The sequence below is a fragment of the Bacillus cereus group sp. BceL291 genome (assembly GCF_051776705.1).
GTDB classification, from domain to species: Bacteria; Bacillota; Bacilli; order Bacillales; family Bacillaceae_G; genus Bacillus_A; species Bacillus_A cereus.
This window is the reverse complement of the sequence record NZ_JBPWAP010000079.1, coordinates 1-17,837: the sequence shown is the minus strand read 5'-3', so window position 1 is coordinate 17,837 and position 17,837 is coordinate 1. Positions and strand designations below refer to the sequence as shown.

Genomic DNA, 17,837 nt, shown 5'->3' with positions numbered 1-17,837 from the left:
CTTGTTCCCCAAATCCTGTTACTGGAGGATTCAGTGGCGTAACCTCACCATTCTTGACCACATAAATTTTATTATCAGTAACATCGATTTCAACTTTCGTAGGCTTCATACGACTGAAATCCCCCTTTTTCTTTTTAGCTAACTTTTTGTTGTTGATTCCGTTTCAACTCTTGTTTCATTGACTCGAATTTAATTAAGTACGCTTTCCAACGCTTATCGTTTTCTTCTTGCTGCTGTATTGCCAATTCACAATTACAACCTTTCGTTTCAATCACACCTGGATAAGTTTCTTTATGAATAATTCCTGTATCATGACATAATACACACATGCTTATTCCTCCTTATTAGAAACCTAAATTTGCAAGCCTTTGATCCGCTGTTGTAAATTTCAAAACCTTTGAATCACCTAATAAACGACTAACTGTTTTTGCATCGTATTTATTAAAAAGTTGTTTTCCAGTAAAGTTTGTTGTGGTAAACGTACTCATTCCTTGTCTAGCGTTTGATACTGCATATAAAAGACGTTGAATGAAATCAGATGCCTGTCTATTTGAATCCGTTGATCCACTTTCCGCCCCAAGATCATCCAACACTACAAAATCAGCTTGGCCAATTAATTGAACAAAATATTGAAGTGTATATTTACTGCTCTTATCATCGAAAGAATCCATAATCATCCTTGTTATTGCTTCTAATTCCACATATAAACAACTTTTCATAAGATGATAGTTTTCTTCTCCCTGACTGATATCCCAGAAATATTGATTTAATTCATGAAGCATGCTGTATGCTAAGAAACTCTTTGCCGTCCCTTGATTTCCTGTAAATACAACTTTTCTAATTTCTCCGTTCTTTAAATCCTCCAAAGTTTCTTCTATAGCTTTCTTGTGACTAATCGTTTCATCACACCCGGTTCTGTAATCAGATAATCTTGAAAGAGGAATTTTCTTATTTGTAATAACACTAGCCTTTTCCAGCATGTTAAATTTTTGCAAACGGTTAATTTTTTTATAGTGAGCATTAGCCTGTTCTTCTAAAACTTTGTTGTTTTGTTCAACTACGCATCTAGGGCAAACAACTTGTCCTCTGTATTCAATCATTTGAACTGGCTTAATGATTTTTTGTCCACCTATTTCATAAGAGTGATTCATACATTGATCAGAATGGTAATTCACCTTCAATTCCAGGGATTCTGCCAGCTTTTTCATTGGTGTTGCCATTTCGTTTCGCTCCTTTTTTACCTTTGTTTTTAAACTCTATTTCTGCTGCATTAACATCAGCTAAAGTACGAATATTTTTATTAACCCACTGTTTTAAAATGCCCTCAGCATAATTCCATTTCTTCTGCTGTTTCAAAGCACGTTCCATTGCTGCTTGTACAAGTTCTTCGCTTGTATCATTTACCCATTGCGAAATACTTTCGGCTATGAATGAATTTAAAATACCGAAATTATTTTCGTAGAAAGAGAAGATGCTACTACTACTTACATTCTCTGTAGTACTCTTTGTAGTAATCTCTGTATTTGTCTTTACTTTGAAGTTAGGAGACTCCTTACTTGTAAGTGAAGAGGGTCTTGATTTAGAAGTAACCACCCTATTTACTTCTAAGTAACCAGGGTCTTCTTTTATCTCTTGATACATACTAGAAATTTTCCTTATTTCTGTTGGTACAGGTTCCACAAACATTACGTTATTCAAAATTTTCCCATCAGCGCTAATAGTCCTAAACTCGATTTTGACAAGTAGCATATCAGTTAATAAATCACATGCTCTTTTCACTTGTAATTTTGTAAATCCAAAAGTATCGGCTAACTGTTGATAATTTTTTTGCAACTTGTCCGCTTTAAATTTTTTCTTGTAAGTTACTTTCCCATCTATTTCATCTCGAATAACTGTAGGACGATACCAATAAACAATTTCACTCAATACCATAATCGCTACAATGTGAGGCTTACCATTACTAAAAGTGATGTAATTAAACCATTCATGATCTACCACATTACCTTTGAAATTTAACCCACCAATTTCAGTTACTACGTTTGACATAAATATTTACCTCCTTGTACAAACCGCCACATATGCTTGTCCGCTTTTGATAATTCTTTGAATTTCATAATGTGGATAACCAACACTGAAATACTGTTCAATCATTTGCATTAATTCATCGTTGCTTTTTGCTAAGTCCCAAAACTCATTAGGTAATAGCACTTGATATTCAATTAAATCCATGTACTATTTCCCTACTTTCCGTGGTATACTAACATCAAGTGTTTTTCTAAAGGGACCCATTGCCTTGGGTCTTTTCCTTTTGTTCAACATCACTCCATGCCCATCGTTTTATTGGTTCGTAAGTAATGTAAAGCAACAATGCACTGCATGCGATAAACATTGCGAATACTACTAACGATGTTGTATCTTCCACTAAATCACTTCCCCTTCTGAATAAACTTAGCGTATGATTAGTCATCAATCTCAACTATTACACTTTGAATCTTTGTTTTTAATGCAACTTGTTGTGTAAGTATAATAGAAGATGCTGGTTCACCATCTTCTATTAACCCCTTAATCATACGACTCGCTTCAATTTTTGATTCACACTCGTAAGCGTTTAAACCATATCCTCTGTTATGAAGTACAAAATATTTAGTTTCTTTCATTTTCTTTTCCTCCTACTGAACTTCCGCCATATTTATTTGTGAATTTACAAAAGTAATTTCTTCACTTAATACAATTGGTAATGTGTATTCTTCAACGATTTTTGATGCTAACTCCAAATGACCACGTTTAATCGCTTTATGACTTGTTACTCCAAACTCTCTATACAACTGTCTATAGATGTCTTTATAAACTTTTGATCTCAAACCACGGTCTTGATAAGCATTAGAATTCTTACCACCAAGTAATACAACACCATAACGTTTTACTGCATTGGATATTTCATCGCACTCTACTGCGAATAATGGTGCGTTTTCTCGTAAGTCTTTGACATCTGATTTGATGTGCTGGAGTTCTTGCTTTTGTCCTTCTAACGCATCAAATGTTAGTTTTAAAATACTCATTGGGTCTGTAGGGATTTGTTTCTGTTCTCTCATATTGAAATATCCATCTACAAACTGATCGTATAATTCCCATGCTGTATCATCTTCAAGGATTTTTAAAAGCTTTGCGTATCCTCGTTCGGAGAGGAGGTAGATGTTCTTCGATTGATTAAATGATTGTTTTGTATATCCAGCCAATCGACCTAATGGCTCAAACCCATTAGCCCTAATATCAATAATATCTACAGTATCTTTAAAACGATTTCGGTTATCATTAATACGACGATTTACTTCTCCAATTTGTTGCCCATGAATTTCAGCAATTTCTTTTACTAACATTGCTTTCTTACTTTCACCGAATCCACCCTCGATTCCAGTGAATTGATAACCCGCAATGTTTTGTTTACCTAAAATATGTAGTTCATTTGCTACCGTTAATTTATCCATGTTATTTTCCTCCTATTTATGCATTTGGAATTACTTTTGTTGTATTTGTATCACGATGTACTAAATGCATTTCATTACTTAACTTTTTGAAGATTAACCAATTATCAGAATTTAAATTGTGTGACTCAATATGGATCTTTTCCTTCTTGGTTGGCTTTTTACCGTTTTTCATTATATTCACCTCCTCTGTATCTACAACATCAAGATTAATTTCACTTAACCCGCTTACCGTAATTCATGATTATTTTTAGGTATTTTTGTTCTTTCGTGAAAATACTCTATTGGAACTCGTCCGGCTACCGTGATATAACCTTTTTCTTTTAGTTCATTGTTAAGCTGTTTAATAATTTCTCGCGCTTTCGTCTCTTTCACACTAAACAAATCCATGACATGTTCACATCTATAGACATCCATCAACCACACCTCATTAAGCAACACCATTAGTTACGAAACGCAACATTCGAGGAAAAAAAATTCGTATAACCTCATTCGGTTCTATTTTTAATTCATTCACAATTTTATTTACTTCTTCTGTATCAAACACAGAGTAACCGTTAATCTTATCATTCAAGGTAGTTGTACTTATCTCTAATGCCTCAGCCAATTTCCTATAACTAGAATTTTCTTCTCTTATTTTTCCTTTTAAAGCTTTTAATTCTGGATATTTACGTCTTTTGTTCATATAATCACCCCTCTCTCTTCTAATAAATTGCAGTTATTGTTACGTTTCGTAACACATCCCTAGAATACCCTTAAAAAAAACAACTGTCAATACGTTTCGTAACATTTTTGTCAATTTCACCTCTGTTGTTGTTGCGTTTTGTAACAAACTTGTTTATACTAATCGAAAAAGGGGGTTGTTACAAAATGGAACAAAAGCAACTTTTAAATAAAGAAATATTCCCTATCAGATTGAAAGAAATCATGCTTGAGAATAACCAAACAATTTATACTCTTTCGGAAAGAATTAATCTTTCTGCAGCCACCGTATCCCGATATTGTAGTGGTAAAATGGCACCAAAACTAACTACTATAGAAGTTATAGCAAAACAATTTGGTATAAACCCTGCTTGGTTAATGGGGTACGATGTAGATAAACTTATCGAAAAAAAACAACCAGATCGGAAATACTATCAAATAACTGAAAAAGACAAAAAAGACATTGCTAAACAATTAGAAAAAATGTTAGATGGATTGGGTGATGACAAAAATGGTTTTGCCGCTTTCGATGGCGAACCACTTGACGAAGCCACAAAGATGGTATTAAAAGATTCACTTGAACGTTCGATGCTTTTAGCACGAGAAATAGCTAAGAAAAAATTCACTCCTAAGAAATATAGAAATTAAGGGGGACTTTGGGTTGAAGGATAACATAAAACAACACGCACTAGATCTAGTAAAAGAACACGGCACAAACAATCCATTTAAAATAGCTAAAGAAAGAAACATCGAATTAATATTTGAAGACCTGCAACATATCTACGGATATTATCTTTACTGTCGGCGCGTTCAAATTATTCATATCAATTGCACTCTAGAAGAATTTTACCAACTCTATGTCTGTGCTCATGAATTAGGTCATGCTGTTAGACACACTGAAGAAGATACCGCTTTTCTTAATAAGCAGACACTCTTTTCCACAGATAAATTAGAAGTAGAAGCAAATACTTTTGCTGTTGAATTATTGATGCCTGATGATGAAGTTTATCATTATCTCCGTTCTGGATACACCATAGAACAAATTGCAAGTGTTTATGGAGTTCCTAAACGGTTCATGAAATATAAAACATTTAATTTTTGAACTTATTTGGAAGGAGTTGAGAAAGGTTGCCTATCTATAAAGACAAAGAAAGAGGAACGTACTATGTAAAAATCGTTTACCGCGACTACGAAGGAAACAAGAAGCAGAAAAAAAAACGTGGTTTCAAAAAAAAGAACGATGCTGTCGCCTGGGAAAAAGAATTCCATAAAAAACATAATGAAAGTAGCGATATGAGTTTCGCTAGTCTAGTTGAATTATACATGGAAGATATAGTTCATCGCATTAGACCAAATACTTTCGAAAATAAAAAATATATTATTAATTCAAGAATACTACCATTCTTTTCAAAAATCGCCATAAATGAGATCAAACCTATGCATATACGTAAATGGCAAAACACCCTAATTTCTCAAGGGTTTAGCCAAACATATCTAAAAACAATTAATAACCAATTAAATGCGATACTCAATTTCGCTGTAAAATTTTACGGATTATCTGCCAATCCTTCAAAAGTAGTCGGCTCTATAGGAAAAAAGCAAGCTGATTCTATGAATTTTTGGACGTTAGAGGAATTCAATTTATTCTACGAACAATTAGAAAAAAAAGAAAGTAAAGTTATATTCTCTATACTTTTTTGGACAGGAATTCGTTCCGGGGAGTTATTAGGGTTGCAATGGAAAGACATAGACTTATTAAGCAACACAATTTCCATTACAAAATCACTTCAAAAGGTGAATGGCGAAACTGTCATAAATCCTCCCAAAACACCAAAAAGCAAAAGAATTATTCATATCCCTTTGGCACTAAGTGCATTGATTGTAAAATATAAAAACAAATTATACAAACCTAAACATAATGATTTTTTATTTGATTGTTCTAAGTACTATGTGTTATATGAATTAAGAAGAGGAATAAAAAAAGCAAATATAAAAAAGATACGTGTGCACGATCTTAGACATTCACACGCATCTCTTCTAATCGAATTAGGATATAGCCCATTATTGATATCGGAAAGATTAGGCCATGAAAAAATCGAGACGACACTGCAAGTTTATTCACATCTGTATCCAAACAAGCATGATGCTGTCGCAAAGAAGCTAAATAACTTAATGGAACAAAAAAGTTCCATATGAGTACCACACTTCTAAAAATATCGTTTAAAAACGTGGTACTTCAACGTTCACAGCTATTTATTCATTTATTCCCACTCAATAGTTGCTGGTGGCTTACTCGTTACATCATACACGATACGGTTAACGTGTTTTACTTCGTTTACGATACGTACAGAGATTTTCTCTAATACGTCCCAAGGGATACGTGCCCAGTCAGCTGTCATACCGTCGATAGATGTTACTGCACGGATACCTACTGTGTAATCGTAAGTACGCTCGTCACCCATAACACCTACGCTACGCATACCAGGAAGTGCAGTGAAGTATTGCCAGATTTCACGGTCTAAGCCCGCTTTAATAATTTCTTCACGTAAAATCGCATCAGATTCACGAACGATTTCTAATTTCTCTTCTGTAATTTCACCTAATACACGAATACCAAGACCCGGTCCTGGGAATGGTTGACGCCATACGATTTCATCAGGAATTCCTAGTTCAGATCCTAATACACGTACTTCGTCTTTAAATAACGTGTTTAAAGGCTCAATTAATTTGAACTGCATGTCTTCTGGAAGTCCACCAACGTTGTGGTGAGATTTAATTGTTTGTGCAGTTGCTGTACCACTTTCAACGATGTCTGTGTAAAGTGTACCTTGTGCTAAAAAGTCCATACCTTGTAATTTAGACGCTTCATCATCAAATACGTAAATGAATTCGTTACCGATGATTTTACGTTTTTGTTCTGGATCTTCTACACCTTTTAACTTGTTCATGAAGCGTTCTTTTGCATCCACTTTAATAACGTTCATGTGGAAGCCTTCGCTAAATGTTTTCATAACGCCTTCTGCTTCGCCTTTACGCAGTAAGCCGTGGTCAACGAAAATACAAGTTAATTGATCGCCGATTGCTTTATGAATTAATACTGCTACAACAGAAGAGTCTACACCGCCACTAAGTGCGCATAGTACTTTTTTGTCTCCAACAGTTTCACGAATTTTTTCTAATTCTACTTCGATAAAGTTCTCCATGTTCCATCCTTCAGAACAACCACATACGCCGAATACGAAGTTTTTAATTAAATCGTTACCGTGCTCAGAGTGACGTACTTCTGGGTGGAATTGTACACCGTATAAGTTTTTCGCTTCATTGCTCATACCAGCAATTGGGCAAGACTCACTTGTTGCGTCTACTACGAATCCTTCAGGTAAACCAGTTACTAAGTCACCATGGCTCATCCATACAACTTGCTCTTCTGGAAGGTTCGCATATAATTTTGATTCGTTCTCTACTTTAAGAACAGCCTTTCCGTACTCACGGTGATTTGCACGCTCTACTTTACCACCGAAGTGTTGCGTCATAAGCTGCATACCGTAACAAATACCGAAGATTGGTAAACCTAGTTCAAAGATTTTTTCATCACAATGTAATGCACCTTCACCGTATACGCTATTTGGTCCACCAGAGAAAATAATCCCTTTTGGATTCATTGCTTTAATTTCTTCTGCAGTAATTGTATGTGGATGAAGTTCACTGTATACACCGAACTCACGAATTCGACGTGCTATTAACTGATTGTATTGACTTCCAAAATCTAAAACGATAATTGTATCGTGTTGTTTCTTCAAAATAATCACCCCAACGTTAGTTCTCGTATATAAATATTTTCACCAATTTGGCGAAAAGCATTACCAATATAATAAAAAAAGCCAGTCCTCCGCCTCTAGTCTCATAACAAAGAAAAGGCAGGGGTCTGGCTTTATAAAGAAAGATAGTCTCCGCTCTTTATAAATATAAGACACACTGCCTTCATAGTCAGGTTGTTTGCGGTAACCCGGTAGAGACTCTCAAACCATATCATTGAGGATATATGAAGGATCGTTTTATATTATCTTCCTAGATTCTAACAATGAAATATCAATATGGTCAAGAGAGAAAGCGACAAAATTCTACAGAAATTCATTTCCTTTTCTAAAAAACATAAAAAAACATCCATTTCTATATAGAAATGGATGTTTTTTAGGGCAAACGGAATTACATCATTCCGCCCATACCACCCATGCCCATGCCGCCCATGTCAGGCATTGCTGGTGCATTTGGTTCTGGTTTGTCAGCTACTACAGCTTCAGTTGTTAAGAACATAGCTGCAACAGATGCTGCGTTTTGAAGTGCAGAACGAGTTACTTTAGCTGGATCTACGATACCAGACTCAAGCATGTTAACCCATTCGCCAGTAGCTGCGTTGAAACCAACGCCTACTTTTTCACCTTTTAGACGCTCTACAACTACAGATCCTTCTAGACCAGCGTTGATTGCGATTTGACGAACTGGCTCTTCTAGTGCGCGAAGTACGATGTTGATACCTGTTGCTTCGTCGCCTTCAGCTACGATAGAAGCTACTTTTGTGTATACGTTCATAAGTGAAGTACCACCACCTGCAACGATACCTTCTTCTACTGCTGCACGAGTTGAGTTAAGTGCATCTTCAATACGAAGTTTGCGTTCTTTCAACTCAGTTTCAGTTGCTGCACCTACTTTAATTACCGCTACGCCACCTGCAAGTTTTGCAAGACGCTCTTGTAATTTTTCACGATCGAATTCAGAAGTTGTTTCTTCTAATTGCGCACGGATTTGACCGATGCGAGCTTCGATTTGTTCTGTGCTTCCTACACCTTCAACTACAGTTGTGTTTTCTTTTGTAACAACAACTTTACCAGCGCGTCCTAAAGATTCAACTGTAGCAGATTTTAAGTCACGACCTAATTCTTCAGTGATTACTTCGCCACCTGTTAAGATTGCGATATCTTCTAGCATTGCTTTACGACGGTCACCAAATCCAGGAGCTTTAACAGCTACTACGTTGAATGTACCACGAAGTTTGTTCACTACTAATGTAGCTAACGCTTCGCCTTCTACATCTTCAGCAATGATAAGAAGTGGTTTACCTTGTTGTACCACTTGCTCTAATACTGGTAAGATTTCTTGAATGTTAGAAATCTTTTTGTCAGTGATTAAGATGTATGGGTTATCAAGAACTGCTTCCATTTTGTCAGAATCAGTAATCATGTAAGGAGATGCATATCCACGATCAAATTGCATACCTTCTACTACGTCTAATTCTGTTGTGAAGCCTTTAGATTCTTCTAAAGTAATAACGCCGTCGTTACCAACGCGCTCCATTGCTTCAGCGATTAATTGACCTACTTCTTCGTCAGCTGCAGAAATAGCAGCTACTTGTGCGATAGAAGATTTACCTTCGATTGGTTTAGAAATCGTTTTTAATTCTTCAATTGCAGCAGTAACAGCTTTTTCGATACCTTTACGAAGACCCATTGGGTTCGCACCAGCTGTTACGTTTTTAAGACCTTCACGAATCATAGCTTGCGCTAATACAGTTGCAGTTGTTGTTCCGTCACCAGCTACGTCATTTGTTTTGCTAGCAACTTCTGCTACTAGTTTCGCACCCATGTTTTCGAATGCATCTTCTAATTCGATTTCTTTTGCGATTGTTACACCGTCATTTGTAATAAGTGGTGAACCGAATTTTTTCTCAAGAACAACGTTACGACCTTTTGGTCCAAGCGTTACTTTTACTGCATTTGCAAGAGTGTCGACACCGCGAAGCATCGAACGACGTGCTTCTTCACTAAATTTAATATCTTTTGCCATAATAATTGACCCCCTTGGATTTTTTAAGATTTATATAATTAACCGATAACTGCTAAAATGTCACTTTCACGTAAAATCAAGTAGTCTGTACCTTCATATTTCACTTCAGTACCTGCATATTTTGAGAAGATGATAAGATCACCTGCTGCTACCTCTAAAGCAACACGCTCACCATTCTCAAGCACTCGACCAGTACCTACTGCAACAACTTTACCCTCTTGTGGTTTTTCTTTTGCAGTATCTGGTAATACGATACCACTTGCTGTTTTTTCTTCTGCTTGAACAAGCTCAATTACAACGCGATCACCTAATGGCTTTAGCATGAACAATAACCTCCTCATTTTGTTATGTAAATTTCTTTTATTAGCACTCAAGTCATCCGAGTGCTAACACACTTATAATAATAAATAATCTCAATTTCTTTTGCAAGTAAAAAAATCATAATTTTTTCGCAAATCACTATATAAACTTTCTATATAGAATACTGCCTTTACTATATGAATCGTTGTTTCCACTGCTCGTATGTTACAATATGAAAGGACACCCTAAGTTGTTTTCGCTACACACACAACTTTCTCCTGTCTTCTATTATAATTTCAAATAAGGATTTACGAAAAAAACATAATTCAAGTGAGGTTTATATCGTAGGTAGCATAATTTACATGTTATCCTAACTTATCTCATACACTATAGTTAGAAAGGATGGTTAAACCATTTGAAGAAACAATACTGGTGGATTATCGTTACATACATTTTAATGCAGTTATCTGGCGTTGTTGGATTGCCACTTCTCCTAAAAACAGGACTCTATGATAATAGAGGATTTACTATTGAGGAAAAAGGACAAATCATAACGGGACACTGGGCAATTATTAGCTTCTTTGTTGCATTATGTATCGTACTTTGGTTACTTAGAACAGATATTCGTGACAGGCATTTAGATCCAAAGCGCTCTTCTGCTCCAGCTACTATTGGATGGATTTTCATCGGGTTCTTCTTAGCTTTCTTTTCACAAATAGTTGCCGGTATGATCGAGATGCAGCTGCTAGGAATTAAACAAGGTTCAGAAAATACAATGAAACTGATGGAGATTGCAAGAACGACACCTTGGTTCCTTATTGTTGTATCTATAATTGGACCTATCTTAGAAGAAATCGTATTTAGAAAAATTTTATTTGGTGCACTTTATAAGAAGTTTAACTTCTTTATCGCAGCTATCATAAGTTCGCTTGTATTCGCAGCAATTCATTTTGATTTTACTCATTTATTGGTATACACTGCTATGGGGCTCGTATTCGCCTTCTTATATGTGAAGACGAAACGTATTATCGTTCCGATTGCAGCTCATGTTGCGATGAATACATTGGTCGCTATTGGGCAAATTTTTATGAGCAATGAACAAATTCAAGAAATGATTAAAGAAGCTGAAAAAATGCAAGGCTTTATCGGAGGATTTTTTGTATGAGAAACTCACCATTGTTCATGGCTGCACTATACTTCCTTCTTGGATGTATCTTTACACGCTTCGCCATTACGAACGTGACAGATACAATCTGGAATATGTGGACAATACTATTTGCAGTTATGGCAACAATTGATTTTAATTTGGCACTTCGCCTTATATTAATTAAATTCACAAAGAAGAAACAATAATAAAACGCAGAGGTCGCTTCCTCTGCGTTTTATTGTGGATAGTTTTTCAAAAAGTAAACTAATGTTTGTAACTCTACAGCTAAGTCAATATGATGAATTCTAATATTCTCTGATACGTTTAATCGCGCTGGTGTGAAATTCAAAATACCATGCACGCTCGTTTCAGCTAATCTATCTGCTACAGCTTGTGCTACTGTAGCCGGTACTGTTAATATTGCCACTTGTATATCATTTGATAATCTCTCTTCTAATTCATCTAAATGATATACAGGAATGCCCCCGATTTCTGTTCCAACTTTCTCTTCACTAACATCAAATGCCATTTCAATTTTTGTATTATTGTTTTTCGTGAAATTATAATGTAAGAAAGCGGTCCCTAAATTACCTACTCCAATAAGTGCTACACGTGTTATATCATCTTGATCAAGTGTTTCGCGGAAAAATGATAATAAATAATTTACGTTATATCCATATCCCTTTTTCCCTAACGCTCCAAAATACGAAAAATCTCTTCGTATTGTTGCGGAATCTACTTTTACTGCCTCACTCAATTCGGCCGATGAAACACGCTGCTTACCAGAAAGAGATAAGTTTTGGATAAATCGATAGTATAGAGGCAATCTTTTAGCAGTGGCTTGTGGAATCTTTTGCTGATCCATATGACCTCTCCTCTCTTCCTATCTTTATTCATATACTTTAATCAAATACAGAAGTTTAGCACTCATTAAATTCCTTGTATAATAAAGAGAAGAAGTATTCTCTCTTTATTTTAAACTATACACTATTTTTAGTATGATTGAGAAATATAAACATGGCAAAGTTAAGAAATTATTTGAGGTGAAAACATTGATTTTATTACAAGTAAACGCGCTTTCGAAATTATACGGTGCAGAAACGATTCTTGCAAACATAAAATTGGAAGTACAAACAAAAGATCGTATCGCATTAGTTGGAAGGAATGGAGCAGGCAAATCTACATTATTAAAAATTATCGCTGGTGAATTATCTCATGATGGTGGCGAAATTATAAAACCGAAAGATGTCTCAATCGGATATTTAGCTCAAAATACTGGACTAGAAACGTCTTTAACAATTTGGGATGAAATGCTAACCGTCTTTACCCACTTACAGCAAATGGAGACAAAACTTCGAAGGCTTGAGCAAGAAATGGGAAAAGAAGAAAACTTTTCAAACGAAGCTACATATGAAAGATTGTTAGCTGATTATGACCAATTGCAACTCAATTATAAAGATCAAGGTGGATATCAATATGAAGCGGATATTCGCTCCATTTTAAGCGGCCTTGGCTTCCCAGTTGAAACGCACCAGACGACGATCTCTACTTTAAGCGGCGGGCAAAAAACAAGATTAGCTCTCGGGAAATTATTATTAACAAAACCAGACTTACTTATTTTGGATGAGCCTACAAACCATTTAGACATCGAAACATTAACGTGGCTTGAGCAATATTTACAAGGTTATCCTGGCGCAATATTAATCGTTTCACATGACCGTTATTTCTTAGACAAACTCGTTACACAAGTATATGAAATTTCGAATAAAGAAAGCAGACGATTTGTTGGTAACTACAGTAAATATTTAGACTTAAAATCAGCATTATATGAGCAAGAAATGAAACGTTACGAAAAACAACAAGATGAAATCGCAAAACTTGAGGACTTCGTTCAAAAGAATATAGCTCGCGCTTCTACAACGAAACGTGCTCAAAGTCGTCGTAAACAACTAGACAGAATGGAATTATTAACGAGACCATTAGGGGATTCTAAGTCAGCATCATTCCACTTCGATATTGAAAAGCAAAGTGGAAATGATGTTTTACAAGTAAATGATGCAACCATCGGCTATGATGAGAACCCTATAATTGAACATGTAACTATGCGCTTAACTCGCGGAGATAGTGTTGCTTTAGTTGGTCCAAACGGAATTGGGAAATCCACATTGTTAAAGTCTATTGTGAATAAGTTACCACTATTAAATGGTGATGTTTCTTTCGGATCAAATGTATCTGTTGGTTATTATGATCAAGAACAAGCAAACTTAACATCTTCTAAACGGGTTTTAAATGAACTATGGGATGAATATCCACTGCAACCTGAAAAAGAAATCCGTACTATACTCGGGAATTTTTTATTCACAGGAGATGATGTACTGAAACCAGTATCTTCCCTTAGTGGTGGACAAAAAGCTCGATTAGCTCTTGCAAAACTTATGATGCAAAAATCAAATTTATTAATTCTAGATGAACCTACGAACCACCTTGATTTAAACAGTAAAGAAATTTTGGAGAATGCTTTAATTGATTATCCGGGGACTCTTCTATTCGTCTCACATGACCGCTACTTTATTAACCGTGTAACAACGACTGTGGTTGAGTTATCAACAGAAGGTGCACAGGAATATTTAGGGGATTACGATTACTACGTTGAAAAGAAAAATGAAATGATTGAACGTGCAGAACTTGAACAGCAAGAAAGTGACATTCCTGTTCAAAAGGTGGTTGCACAAGAGAAATTAAATTATTTAGAAGAAAAAGAGCGTAAAAAACTAGAGCGTCAACGCACTAGAAAAATTGAAGAGCTAGAACAAAGTATATTAGAATTAGAAGAAGAAATTGCTACGTTAGAAGATCAACTTTGCTTACCAGAAATATATGCAGATTATGAAAAAGCTAGTGAAATTACAACTAAAAAGCAAACGCTACAAGAACAACTTGAAACTTGTATGGCAGAATGGGAAGAGCTGCATGTATAAGCATATTTAAATAAGGAAGATGTCTCATAAGTCAGGATTTTTGACTATGCGACATCTTTTTTTCTTTTAATACAGAAACAATTTTTTGAGTATATCAATCGTAACTTAGAATATACCAACGATTTTTCAAATATATCTATTGTAACCCTATATATATTAACAATTCGACACGAAATATCGATTTAACGACAAAGATTGACAATATTAGCATCTTCTATAATAGGGGGATGTTTCAAAATGTTTTTCGGGGATATCTTCTTACTTTTTATTTCCCGAAAAAGAACAAACTCAAAGGTCTGACATCATCCTATTTATCCACAAGTTTATACACATATCCACCTTTATAAAATAAACCTTAAAATAACTTTTCCACATTATCCACAATCAACAAAAAAGTTATCAACATTTTATATACACAATAAAACCCACATTATCAACAGACAATATGGGTTTTATCCACAACCTGTGGTTAATTATGTGTATAACTATGCTTCAATATCTAATCCTGGATTTGCATTTAAGGCTAATGTTGCACGCTTACCTTGTTCATAAGCAATTGTCCCTGCCGCTGCAATCATCGCTGCATTATCTGTGCATAAAGATAGCGGCGGAATAATTAATTCAATGTTTTCTTTTTGTGCAAATTCCTCTTCTAATCGCGCACGAAGTCCTTTATTAGCAGCTACTCCACCAGCAAGAAGTAATTGCTTTACATTATAAGCTTCTGCTGCACGAGCTGCTTTCGTTACAAGTACATCTATTACACTTTCTTGGAAACTTGCCGCTAAATCTTCTGGCGCAATTTCTATACCGCGTTGTTTTGCGTTATGCACAGTGTTGATAACTGCTGATTTCAATCCACTAAAGCTAAAATCATATGAATCCGGTTCTAGCCATGCACGAGGCAAATCAATTGTCGGTTCTCCTTCATGTGCAAGGCGATCAATATGAGGACCACCTGGATATGGCATAGATAACGTACGAGCTACTTTATCATATGCTTCTCCAGCTGCATCGTCTCGTGTTTCACCAATTACTTCGAATGAACCATGTTCTTTCATATAAACAAGTTCCGTATGCCCACCAGATACAACAAGTGATAATAACGGGAATTGAACTTCTTTTACTAAACGGTTCGCATAAATATGACCAGCAATATGATGAACACCGACTAACGGAATATCATGTGCAAACGCTACTGCCTTCGCTGCATTTACTCCAATTAGAAGTGCTCCTACTAAACCAGGACCTTCTGTTACAGCAATTGCATCAATATCATCAAATGTGATGTTTGCTTCCTTTAAAGCTTCTTCTAACACAACTGTAATTTCTTCTACATGATGACGGGATGCAATCTCTGGTACAACGCCGCCAAAACGTTTATGACTTTCAATTTGTGATGCAACGACATTCGCAATAATTTCCGTTCCATTTTTAACAACTGCTACTGCTGTTTCATCACAACTTGTTTCAATACCAAGTATAATCGTATTTTTTTCCATTATATATTCACCCACATTACGAGACCATCTTCCTGATTGTCTGCATAGTATCGTTTACGAATCCCACCATTTTGAAATCCGTATTTTCTGTATAACTGCTTTGCTACTTCATTTGATACACGTACTTCAAGTGTCATTGTTTTTACCCCTAGTTCTTTCGCTTCAGAAATAACTGCTTTCAATAGGGTATCTCCTAACTTTTGACCTCGGTATTCTGGCAAAATAGCTATATTTGTTATATGTGATTCATCAATAATTATCCACAATCCACAATACCCGACTACACGACCATCTTTTTCTAACACAATATAATGTGCATGTTCATTCATCGTTAATTCACGGTGAAAGGCATCTGCAGTCCAAGGAGTTGAAAAAGACGCTTCTTCAATAGCTACAATTTGAGCAATATCATCAAGCTCCATCTTTCTAAATATCATATCCATCTTCTGCAAGCTCCTACTTGTTTTGACTTTCTAACCACTTTGTTTCAGCTTCAGCTAAACGAAGATAGCTTGGAACAAACGTATGCACATCTTGTTCTTCTTTTTGTAATCCTAAGAATGCTAGCTCACTTGGTCTTGGGTTATTTTTAGTAAATGGAGCGAATACAGCTTGATCACCTAAATGTTCTATAATTGTTTCTTTATGCAATTTAACATCGTTACCGATAAATAAAACAGGCTGTCCTTTATCTTTTAACATTTGCAACCAGTCCACAATAAGAATAATTCGGTCTTCTTCTATTGAAGTTAACTGCTCTCCTTCATATGTATATAACCCAGTATAAATTTGCCCACGTCTTCCATCAAATAAAGGACAAATTAACCCGCTAAAGTTAGCACCGTTTGCAGCTACTACCTCTAAACTTGATACACCTACAATTGGTATTTGAAGTGACCAAGCTAATGTTTTCGCCGCTGTCACGCCTATGCGAACACCTGTATAGGATCCAGGTCCAGCAGCTACAACGATTTTAGTTAATTCCTTCGGTTTTACGCCACACTCTTTTAACAGTTTCTCTACAGCTGGCATAAGACGTACAGAATGGTTTTTTGTTAAATTTGTAATGATTTCCCCAATTACGTTTCCTTCCTCAATAAGGGATACACCCATTACGTAATTTGAAGTATCAATTGCTAGTACTTTCATCTTGTAATAGCTCCTCACATAATCTAATATAGCGATCTCCAATTGGCTCGAGTATAATTTTTCTTGTGTCATCTCCAGCATGGAATAAACTAATTTGTAACTTTTCATTTGGTAAATATGCCTCTATTAAATGAGCCCATTCTACTACCGTAATTCCTTCACCGTAGAAATATTCATCAAAGCCTAAATCCTCTTCACTTTCTGCTAAGCGATACACGTCCATATGATATAGCGGTAACCTACCTTTATATTCTTTAATGATATTAAAGGTAGGACTATTTACAACTCTTTTCACTCCAAGACCTTTTGCTAGTCCCTTTGTAAAAGTCGTCTTACCAGCTCCAAGATCTCCTTCTAAAATAATTACATCTTGTGCCTCTACGAGCTCACCTAGTTTTTCTGATAACCTTTGTGTTTCCTCAGAAGATTTTGTTGTTACTTCATATTTACTCACAGACTTCACCTACTTTACTCACAATGTTCTCTGCTCTTTATTATACAGGTTTTGAATATATAAAAAAGTCCTTAGGAGTTGTCCTAAGGATAGTTTGACTGTCTTTATTAGTTTTTTGTTAAAACAAATAAAAAAATACGAAACAACTTGTTTCGTTCTTTTCTTTATATGAAATGGCGGTCCCGACCGGGGTCGAACCGGCGATCTCCTGCGTGACAGGCAGGCATGTTAACCACTACACCACGGGACCATTTGGTTGCGGGGACAGGATTTGAACCTGCG

The 17,837-nt window shown here is 35.7% G+C and carries 24 protein-coding genes, 1 tRNA gene and 1 riboswitch; of the genes, 6 read left to right on the top strand and 19 right to left on the bottom strand.

The window, feature by feature from the left end; genetic code table 11:
- From ACS2CR_RS28840 to ACS2CR_RS28795, 10 genes are all read right to left on the bottom strand, one after another.
- A partial coding sequence (locus tag ACS2CR_RS28840) for a DUF3954 domain-containing protein (protein ID WP_438906111.1) occupies positions 1-109 on the bottom strand: 109 nt, incomplete at its 3' end.
- Positions 110-134: 25 nt separating this feature from the next.
- On the bottom strand, positions 135-329 hold the full coding sequence (locus ACS2CR_RS28835; protein WP_000337977.1) for a hypothetical protein: 195 nt from the start codon (positions 327-329) through the stop codon (positions 135-137).
- Positions 330-344: 15 nt separating this feature from the next.
- The gene (locus ACS2CR_RS28830; protein WP_000235015.1) at positions 345-1,220 is read right to left on the bottom strand and encodes an ATP-binding protein; all 876 of its coding nucleotides are present in this window, start codon (positions 1,218-1,220) and stop codon (positions 345-347) included.
- Complete coding sequence (locus tag ACS2CR_RS28825; protein WP_000073375.1) at positions 1,159-2,046, bottom strand: DnaD domain-containing protein; 888 nt, start codon at positions 2,044-2,046, stop codon at positions 1,159-1,161. The genes ACS2CR_RS28830 and ACS2CR_RS28825 overlap by 62 nt, the downstream gene beginning before the upstream one ends.
- 6 nt (positions 2,047-2,052) lie before the next feature.
- Positions 2,053-2,229 carry a hypothetical protein gene (locus ACS2CR_RS28820; RefSeq protein ID WP_000364148.1) on the bottom strand — a complete coding sequence of 59 codons (177 nt, stop codon included), beginning with the start codon at positions 2,227-2,229 and terminating at the stop codon, positions 2,053-2,055.
- A 230-nt stretch (positions 2,230-2,459) separates the two neighbouring features.
- The gene (locus tag ACS2CR_RS28815) at positions 2,460-2,657 is read right to left on the bottom strand and encodes a hypothetical protein (protein WP_000665325.1); all 198 of its coding nucleotides are present in this window, start codon (positions 2,655-2,657) and stop codon (positions 2,460-2,462) included.
- A gap of 12 nt (positions 2,658-2,669) precedes the next feature.
- On the bottom strand, positions 2,670-3,485 hold the full coding sequence (locus tag ACS2CR_RS28810) for an ORF6C domain-containing protein (protein WP_000359729.1): 816 nt from the start codon (positions 3,483-3,485) through the stop codon (positions 2,670-2,672).
- A 16-nt stretch (positions 3,486-3,501) separates the two neighbouring features.
- A complete protein-coding gene (locus ACS2CR_RS28805; RefSeq protein WP_000788380.1) occupies positions 3,502-3,657 on the bottom strand; it encodes a DUF6906 family protein in 156 nt (51 codons plus the stop codon).
- Positions 3,658-3,710: 53 nt separating this feature from the next.
- Complete coding sequence (locus tag ACS2CR_RS28800) at positions 3,711-3,899, bottom strand: hypothetical protein (RefSeq protein ID WP_000383685.1); 189 nt, start codon at positions 3,897-3,899, stop codon at positions 3,711-3,713.
- Between the two features lie 13 nt (positions 3,900-3,912).
- A complete protein-coding gene (locus ACS2CR_RS28795; RefSeq protein WP_001042666.1) occupies positions 3,913-4,167 on the bottom strand; it encodes a DUF739 family protein in 255 nt (84 codons plus the stop codon).
- Between the two features lie 185 nt (positions 4,168-4,352).
- On the opposite strand from ACS2CR_RS28795, the gene ACS2CR_RS28790 reads away from it, so the two are divergent.
- The 3 genes from ACS2CR_RS28790 to ACS2CR_RS28780 are packed head-to-tail and all read left to right on the top strand — an operon-like array spanning position 4,353 to position 6,380.
- Complete coding sequence (locus ACS2CR_RS28790; RefSeq protein WP_000435973.1) at positions 4,353-4,832, top strand: helix-turn-helix domain-containing protein; 480 nt, start codon at positions 4,353-4,355, stop codon at positions 4,830-4,832.
- Between the two features lie 13 nt (positions 4,833-4,845).
- Complete coding sequence (locus ACS2CR_RS28785; RefSeq protein ID WP_000654304.1) at positions 4,846-5,286, top strand: ImmA/IrrE family metallo-endopeptidase; 441 nt, start codon at positions 4,846-4,848, stop codon at positions 5,284-5,286.
- Positions 5,287-5,312: 26 nt separating this feature from the next.
- Positions 5,313-6,380, top strand: a complete 1,068-nt coding sequence (locus ACS2CR_RS28780) for a tyrosine-type recombinase/integrase (RefSeq protein WP_001123356.1) — start codon at positions 5,313-5,315, stop codon at positions 6,378-6,380.
- A gap of 65 nt (positions 6,381-6,445) precedes the next feature.
- Here the strand turns inward: ACS2CR_RS28780 and guaA are convergent, their stop codons facing one another.
- The 3 genes from guaA to groES form a co-directional block, all read right to left on the bottom strand.
- The gene (gene guaA / locus ACS2CR_RS28775) at positions 6,446-7,984 is read right to left on the bottom strand and encodes a glutamine-hydrolyzing GMP synthase (protein WP_000743906.1); all 1,539 of its coding nucleotides are present in this window, start codon (positions 7,982-7,984) and stop codon (positions 6,446-6,448) included.
- A 164-nt stretch (positions 7,985-8,148) separates the two neighbouring features.
- Positions 8,149-8,250, bottom strand: a riboswitch (purine riboswitch).
- 140 nt (positions 8,251-8,390) lie between these two features.
- Positions 8,391-10,025: a chaperonin GroEL gene (gene groL, locus ACS2CR_RS28770; protein ID WP_001029993.1), complete on the bottom strand. Its 1,635-nt coding sequence runs from the start codon at positions 10,023-10,025 to the stop codon at positions 8,391-8,393.
- 38 nt (positions 10,026-10,063) lie between these two features.
- Positions 10,064-10,348 (bottom strand): co-chaperone GroES, encoded by a 285-nt coding sequence (groES, locus tag ACS2CR_RS28765; RefSeq protein WP_000917311.1) that lies wholly within the window; start codon positions 10,346-10,348, stop codon positions 10,064-10,066.
- A gap of 392 nt (positions 10,349-10,740) precedes the next feature.
- On the opposite strand from groES, the gene ACS2CR_RS28760 reads away from it, so the two are divergent.
- Positions 10,741-11,490, top strand: coding sequence for a CPBP family intramembrane glutamic endopeptidase (locus tag ACS2CR_RS28760; RefSeq protein ID WP_000745326.1), 750 nt, complete (start codon positions 10,741-10,743; stop codon positions 11,488-11,490).
- Positions 11,487-11,678 (top strand): YdiK family protein, encoded by a 192-nt coding sequence (locus tag ACS2CR_RS28755; protein WP_001246200.1) that lies wholly within the window; start codon positions 11,487-11,489, stop codon positions 11,676-11,678. The genes ACS2CR_RS28760 and ACS2CR_RS28755 overlap by 4 nt, the downstream gene beginning before the upstream one ends.
- A gap of 29 nt (positions 11,679-11,707) precedes the next feature.
- Here ACS2CR_RS28755 and ACS2CR_RS28750 read toward each other — a convergent pair whose 3' ends face one another.
- On the bottom strand, positions 11,708-12,337 hold the full coding sequence (locus ACS2CR_RS28750; protein ID WP_000372699.1) for a redox-sensing transcriptional repressor Rex: 630 nt from the start codon (positions 12,335-12,337) through the stop codon (positions 11,708-11,710).
- A gap of 187 nt (positions 12,338-12,524) precedes the next feature.
- Between ACS2CR_RS28750 and ACS2CR_RS28745 the strand changes: the two genes are divergently transcribed.
- A complete protein-coding gene (locus ACS2CR_RS28745; protein WP_000602145.1) occupies positions 12,525-14,450 on the top strand; it encodes an ABC-F family ATP-binding cassette domain-containing protein in 1,926 nt (641 codons plus the stop codon).
- Positions 14,451-14,935: 485 nt separating this feature from the next.
- Here ACS2CR_RS28745 and tsaD read toward each other — a convergent pair whose 3' ends face one another.
- The 5 genes from tsaD to ACS2CR_RS28720 form a co-directional block, all read right to left on the bottom strand.
- Positions 14,936-15,952 carry a tRNA (adenosine(37)-N6)-threonylcarbamoyltransferase complex transferase subunit TsaD gene (gene tsaD, locus ACS2CR_RS28740; protein ID WP_000414585.1) on the bottom strand — a complete coding sequence of 339 codons (1,017 nt, stop codon included), beginning with the start codon at positions 15,950-15,952 and terminating at the stop codon, positions 14,936-14,938.
- Entirely contained in the window at positions 15,952-16,395 is a 444-nt protein-coding gene (gene rimI, locus ACS2CR_RS28735) for a ribosomal protein S18-alanine N-acetyltransferase (RefSeq protein ID WP_053513231.1), read from the bottom strand. Before rimI ends, tsaD begins: the two co-directional genes overlap by 1 nt.
- Positions 16,396-16,408: 13 nt before the next feature.
- A complete protein-coding gene (gene tsaB, locus ACS2CR_RS28730; RefSeq protein ID WP_000865756.1) occupies positions 16,409-17,101 on the bottom strand; it encodes a tRNA (adenosine(37)-N6)-threonylcarbamoyltransferase complex dimerization subunit type 1 TsaB in 693 nt (230 codons plus the stop codon).
- Complete coding sequence (tsaE, locus tag ACS2CR_RS28725; protein ID WP_000049642.1) at positions 17,082-17,555, bottom strand: tRNA (adenosine(37)-N6)-threonylcarbamoyltransferase complex ATPase subunit type 1 TsaE; 474 nt, start codon at positions 17,553-17,555, stop codon at positions 17,082-17,084. Before tsaE ends, tsaB begins: the two co-directional genes overlap by 20 nt.
- 174 nt (positions 17,556-17,729) lie before the next feature.
- Positions 17,730-17,805: transfer RNA gene (locus ACS2CR_RS28720), tRNA-Asp, on the bottom strand.
- Between the last annotated feature and the right edge of the window lie 32 nt (positions 17,806-17,837).

What these genes read in the sequence shown, in the direction of transcription:
- ACS2CR_RS28810 (WP_000359729.1), bottom strand. Translation starts at nt 3,485, where the DNA reads ATGGATAAATTAACGGTAGCAAATGAACTACATATTTTAGGTAAACAA.
- ACS2CR_RS28800 (WP_000383685.1), bottom strand. Translation starts at nt 3,899, where the DNA reads ATGGATGTCTATAGATGTGAACATGTCATGGATTTGTTTAGTGTGAAA.
- ACS2CR_RS28750 (WP_000372699.1), bottom strand. Translation starts at nt 12,337, where the DNA reads ATGGATCAGCAAAAGATTCCACAAGCCACTGCTAAAAGATTGCCTCTA.
- ACS2CR_RS28790 (WP_000435973.1), top strand. Translation starts at nt 4,353, where the DNA reads ATGGAACAAAAGCAACTTTTAAATAAAGAAATATTCCCTATCAGATTG.
- ACS2CR_RS28755 (WP_001246200.1), top strand. Translation starts at nt 11,487, where the DNA reads ATGAGAAACTCACCATTGTTCATGGCTGCACTATACTTCCTTCTTGGA.
- ACS2CR_RS28830 (WP_000235015.1), bottom strand. Translation starts at nt 1,220, where the DNA reads ATGGCAACACCAATGAAAAAGCTGGCAGAATCCCTGGAATTGAAGGTG.
- ACS2CR_RS28825 (WP_000073375.1), bottom strand. Translation starts at nt 2,046, where the DNA reads ATGTCAAACGTAGTAACTGAAATTGGTGGGTTAAATTTCAAAGGTAAT.
- tsaD (WP_000414585.1), bottom strand. Translation starts at nt 15,952, where the DNA reads ATGGAAAAAAATACGATTATACTTGGTATTGAAACAAGTTGTGATGAA.
- ACS2CR_RS28835 (WP_000337977.1), bottom strand. Translation starts at nt 329, where the DNA reads ATGTGTGTATTATGTCATGATACAGGAATTATTCATAAAGAAACTTAT.
- tsaB (WP_000865756.1), bottom strand. Translation starts at nt 17,101, where the DNA reads ATGAAAGTACTAGCAATTGATACTTCAAATTACGTAATGGGTGTATCC.
- ACS2CR_RS28795 (WP_001042666.1), bottom strand. Translation starts at nt 4,167, where the DNA reads ATGAACAAAAGACGTAAATATCCAGAATTAAAAGCTTTAAAAGGAAAA.
- ACS2CR_RS28805 (WP_000788380.1), bottom strand. Translation starts at nt 3,657, where the DNA reads ATGAAAAACGGTAAAAAGCCAACCAAGAAGGAAAAGATCCATATTGAG.
- groL (WP_001029993.1), bottom strand. Translation starts at nt 10,025, where the DNA reads ATGGCAAAAGATATTAAATTTAGTGAAGAAGCACGTCGTTCGATGCTT.
- ACS2CR_RS28820 (WP_000364148.1), bottom strand. Translation starts at nt 2,229, where the DNA reads ATGGATTTAATTGAATATCAAGTGCTATTACCTAATGAGTTTTGGGAC.
- rimI (WP_053513231.1), bottom strand. Translation starts at nt 16,395, where the DNA reads ATGGATATGATATTTAGAAAGATGGAGCTTGATGATATTGCTCAAATT.
- ACS2CR_RS28815 (WP_000665325.1), bottom strand. Translation starts at nt 2,657, where the DNA reads ATGAAAGAAACTAAATATTTTGTACTTCATAACAGAGGATATGGTTTA.
- groES (WP_000917311.1), bottom strand. Translation starts at nt 10,348, where the DNA reads ATGCTAAAGCCATTAGGTGATCGCGTTGTAATTGAGCTTGTTCAAGCA.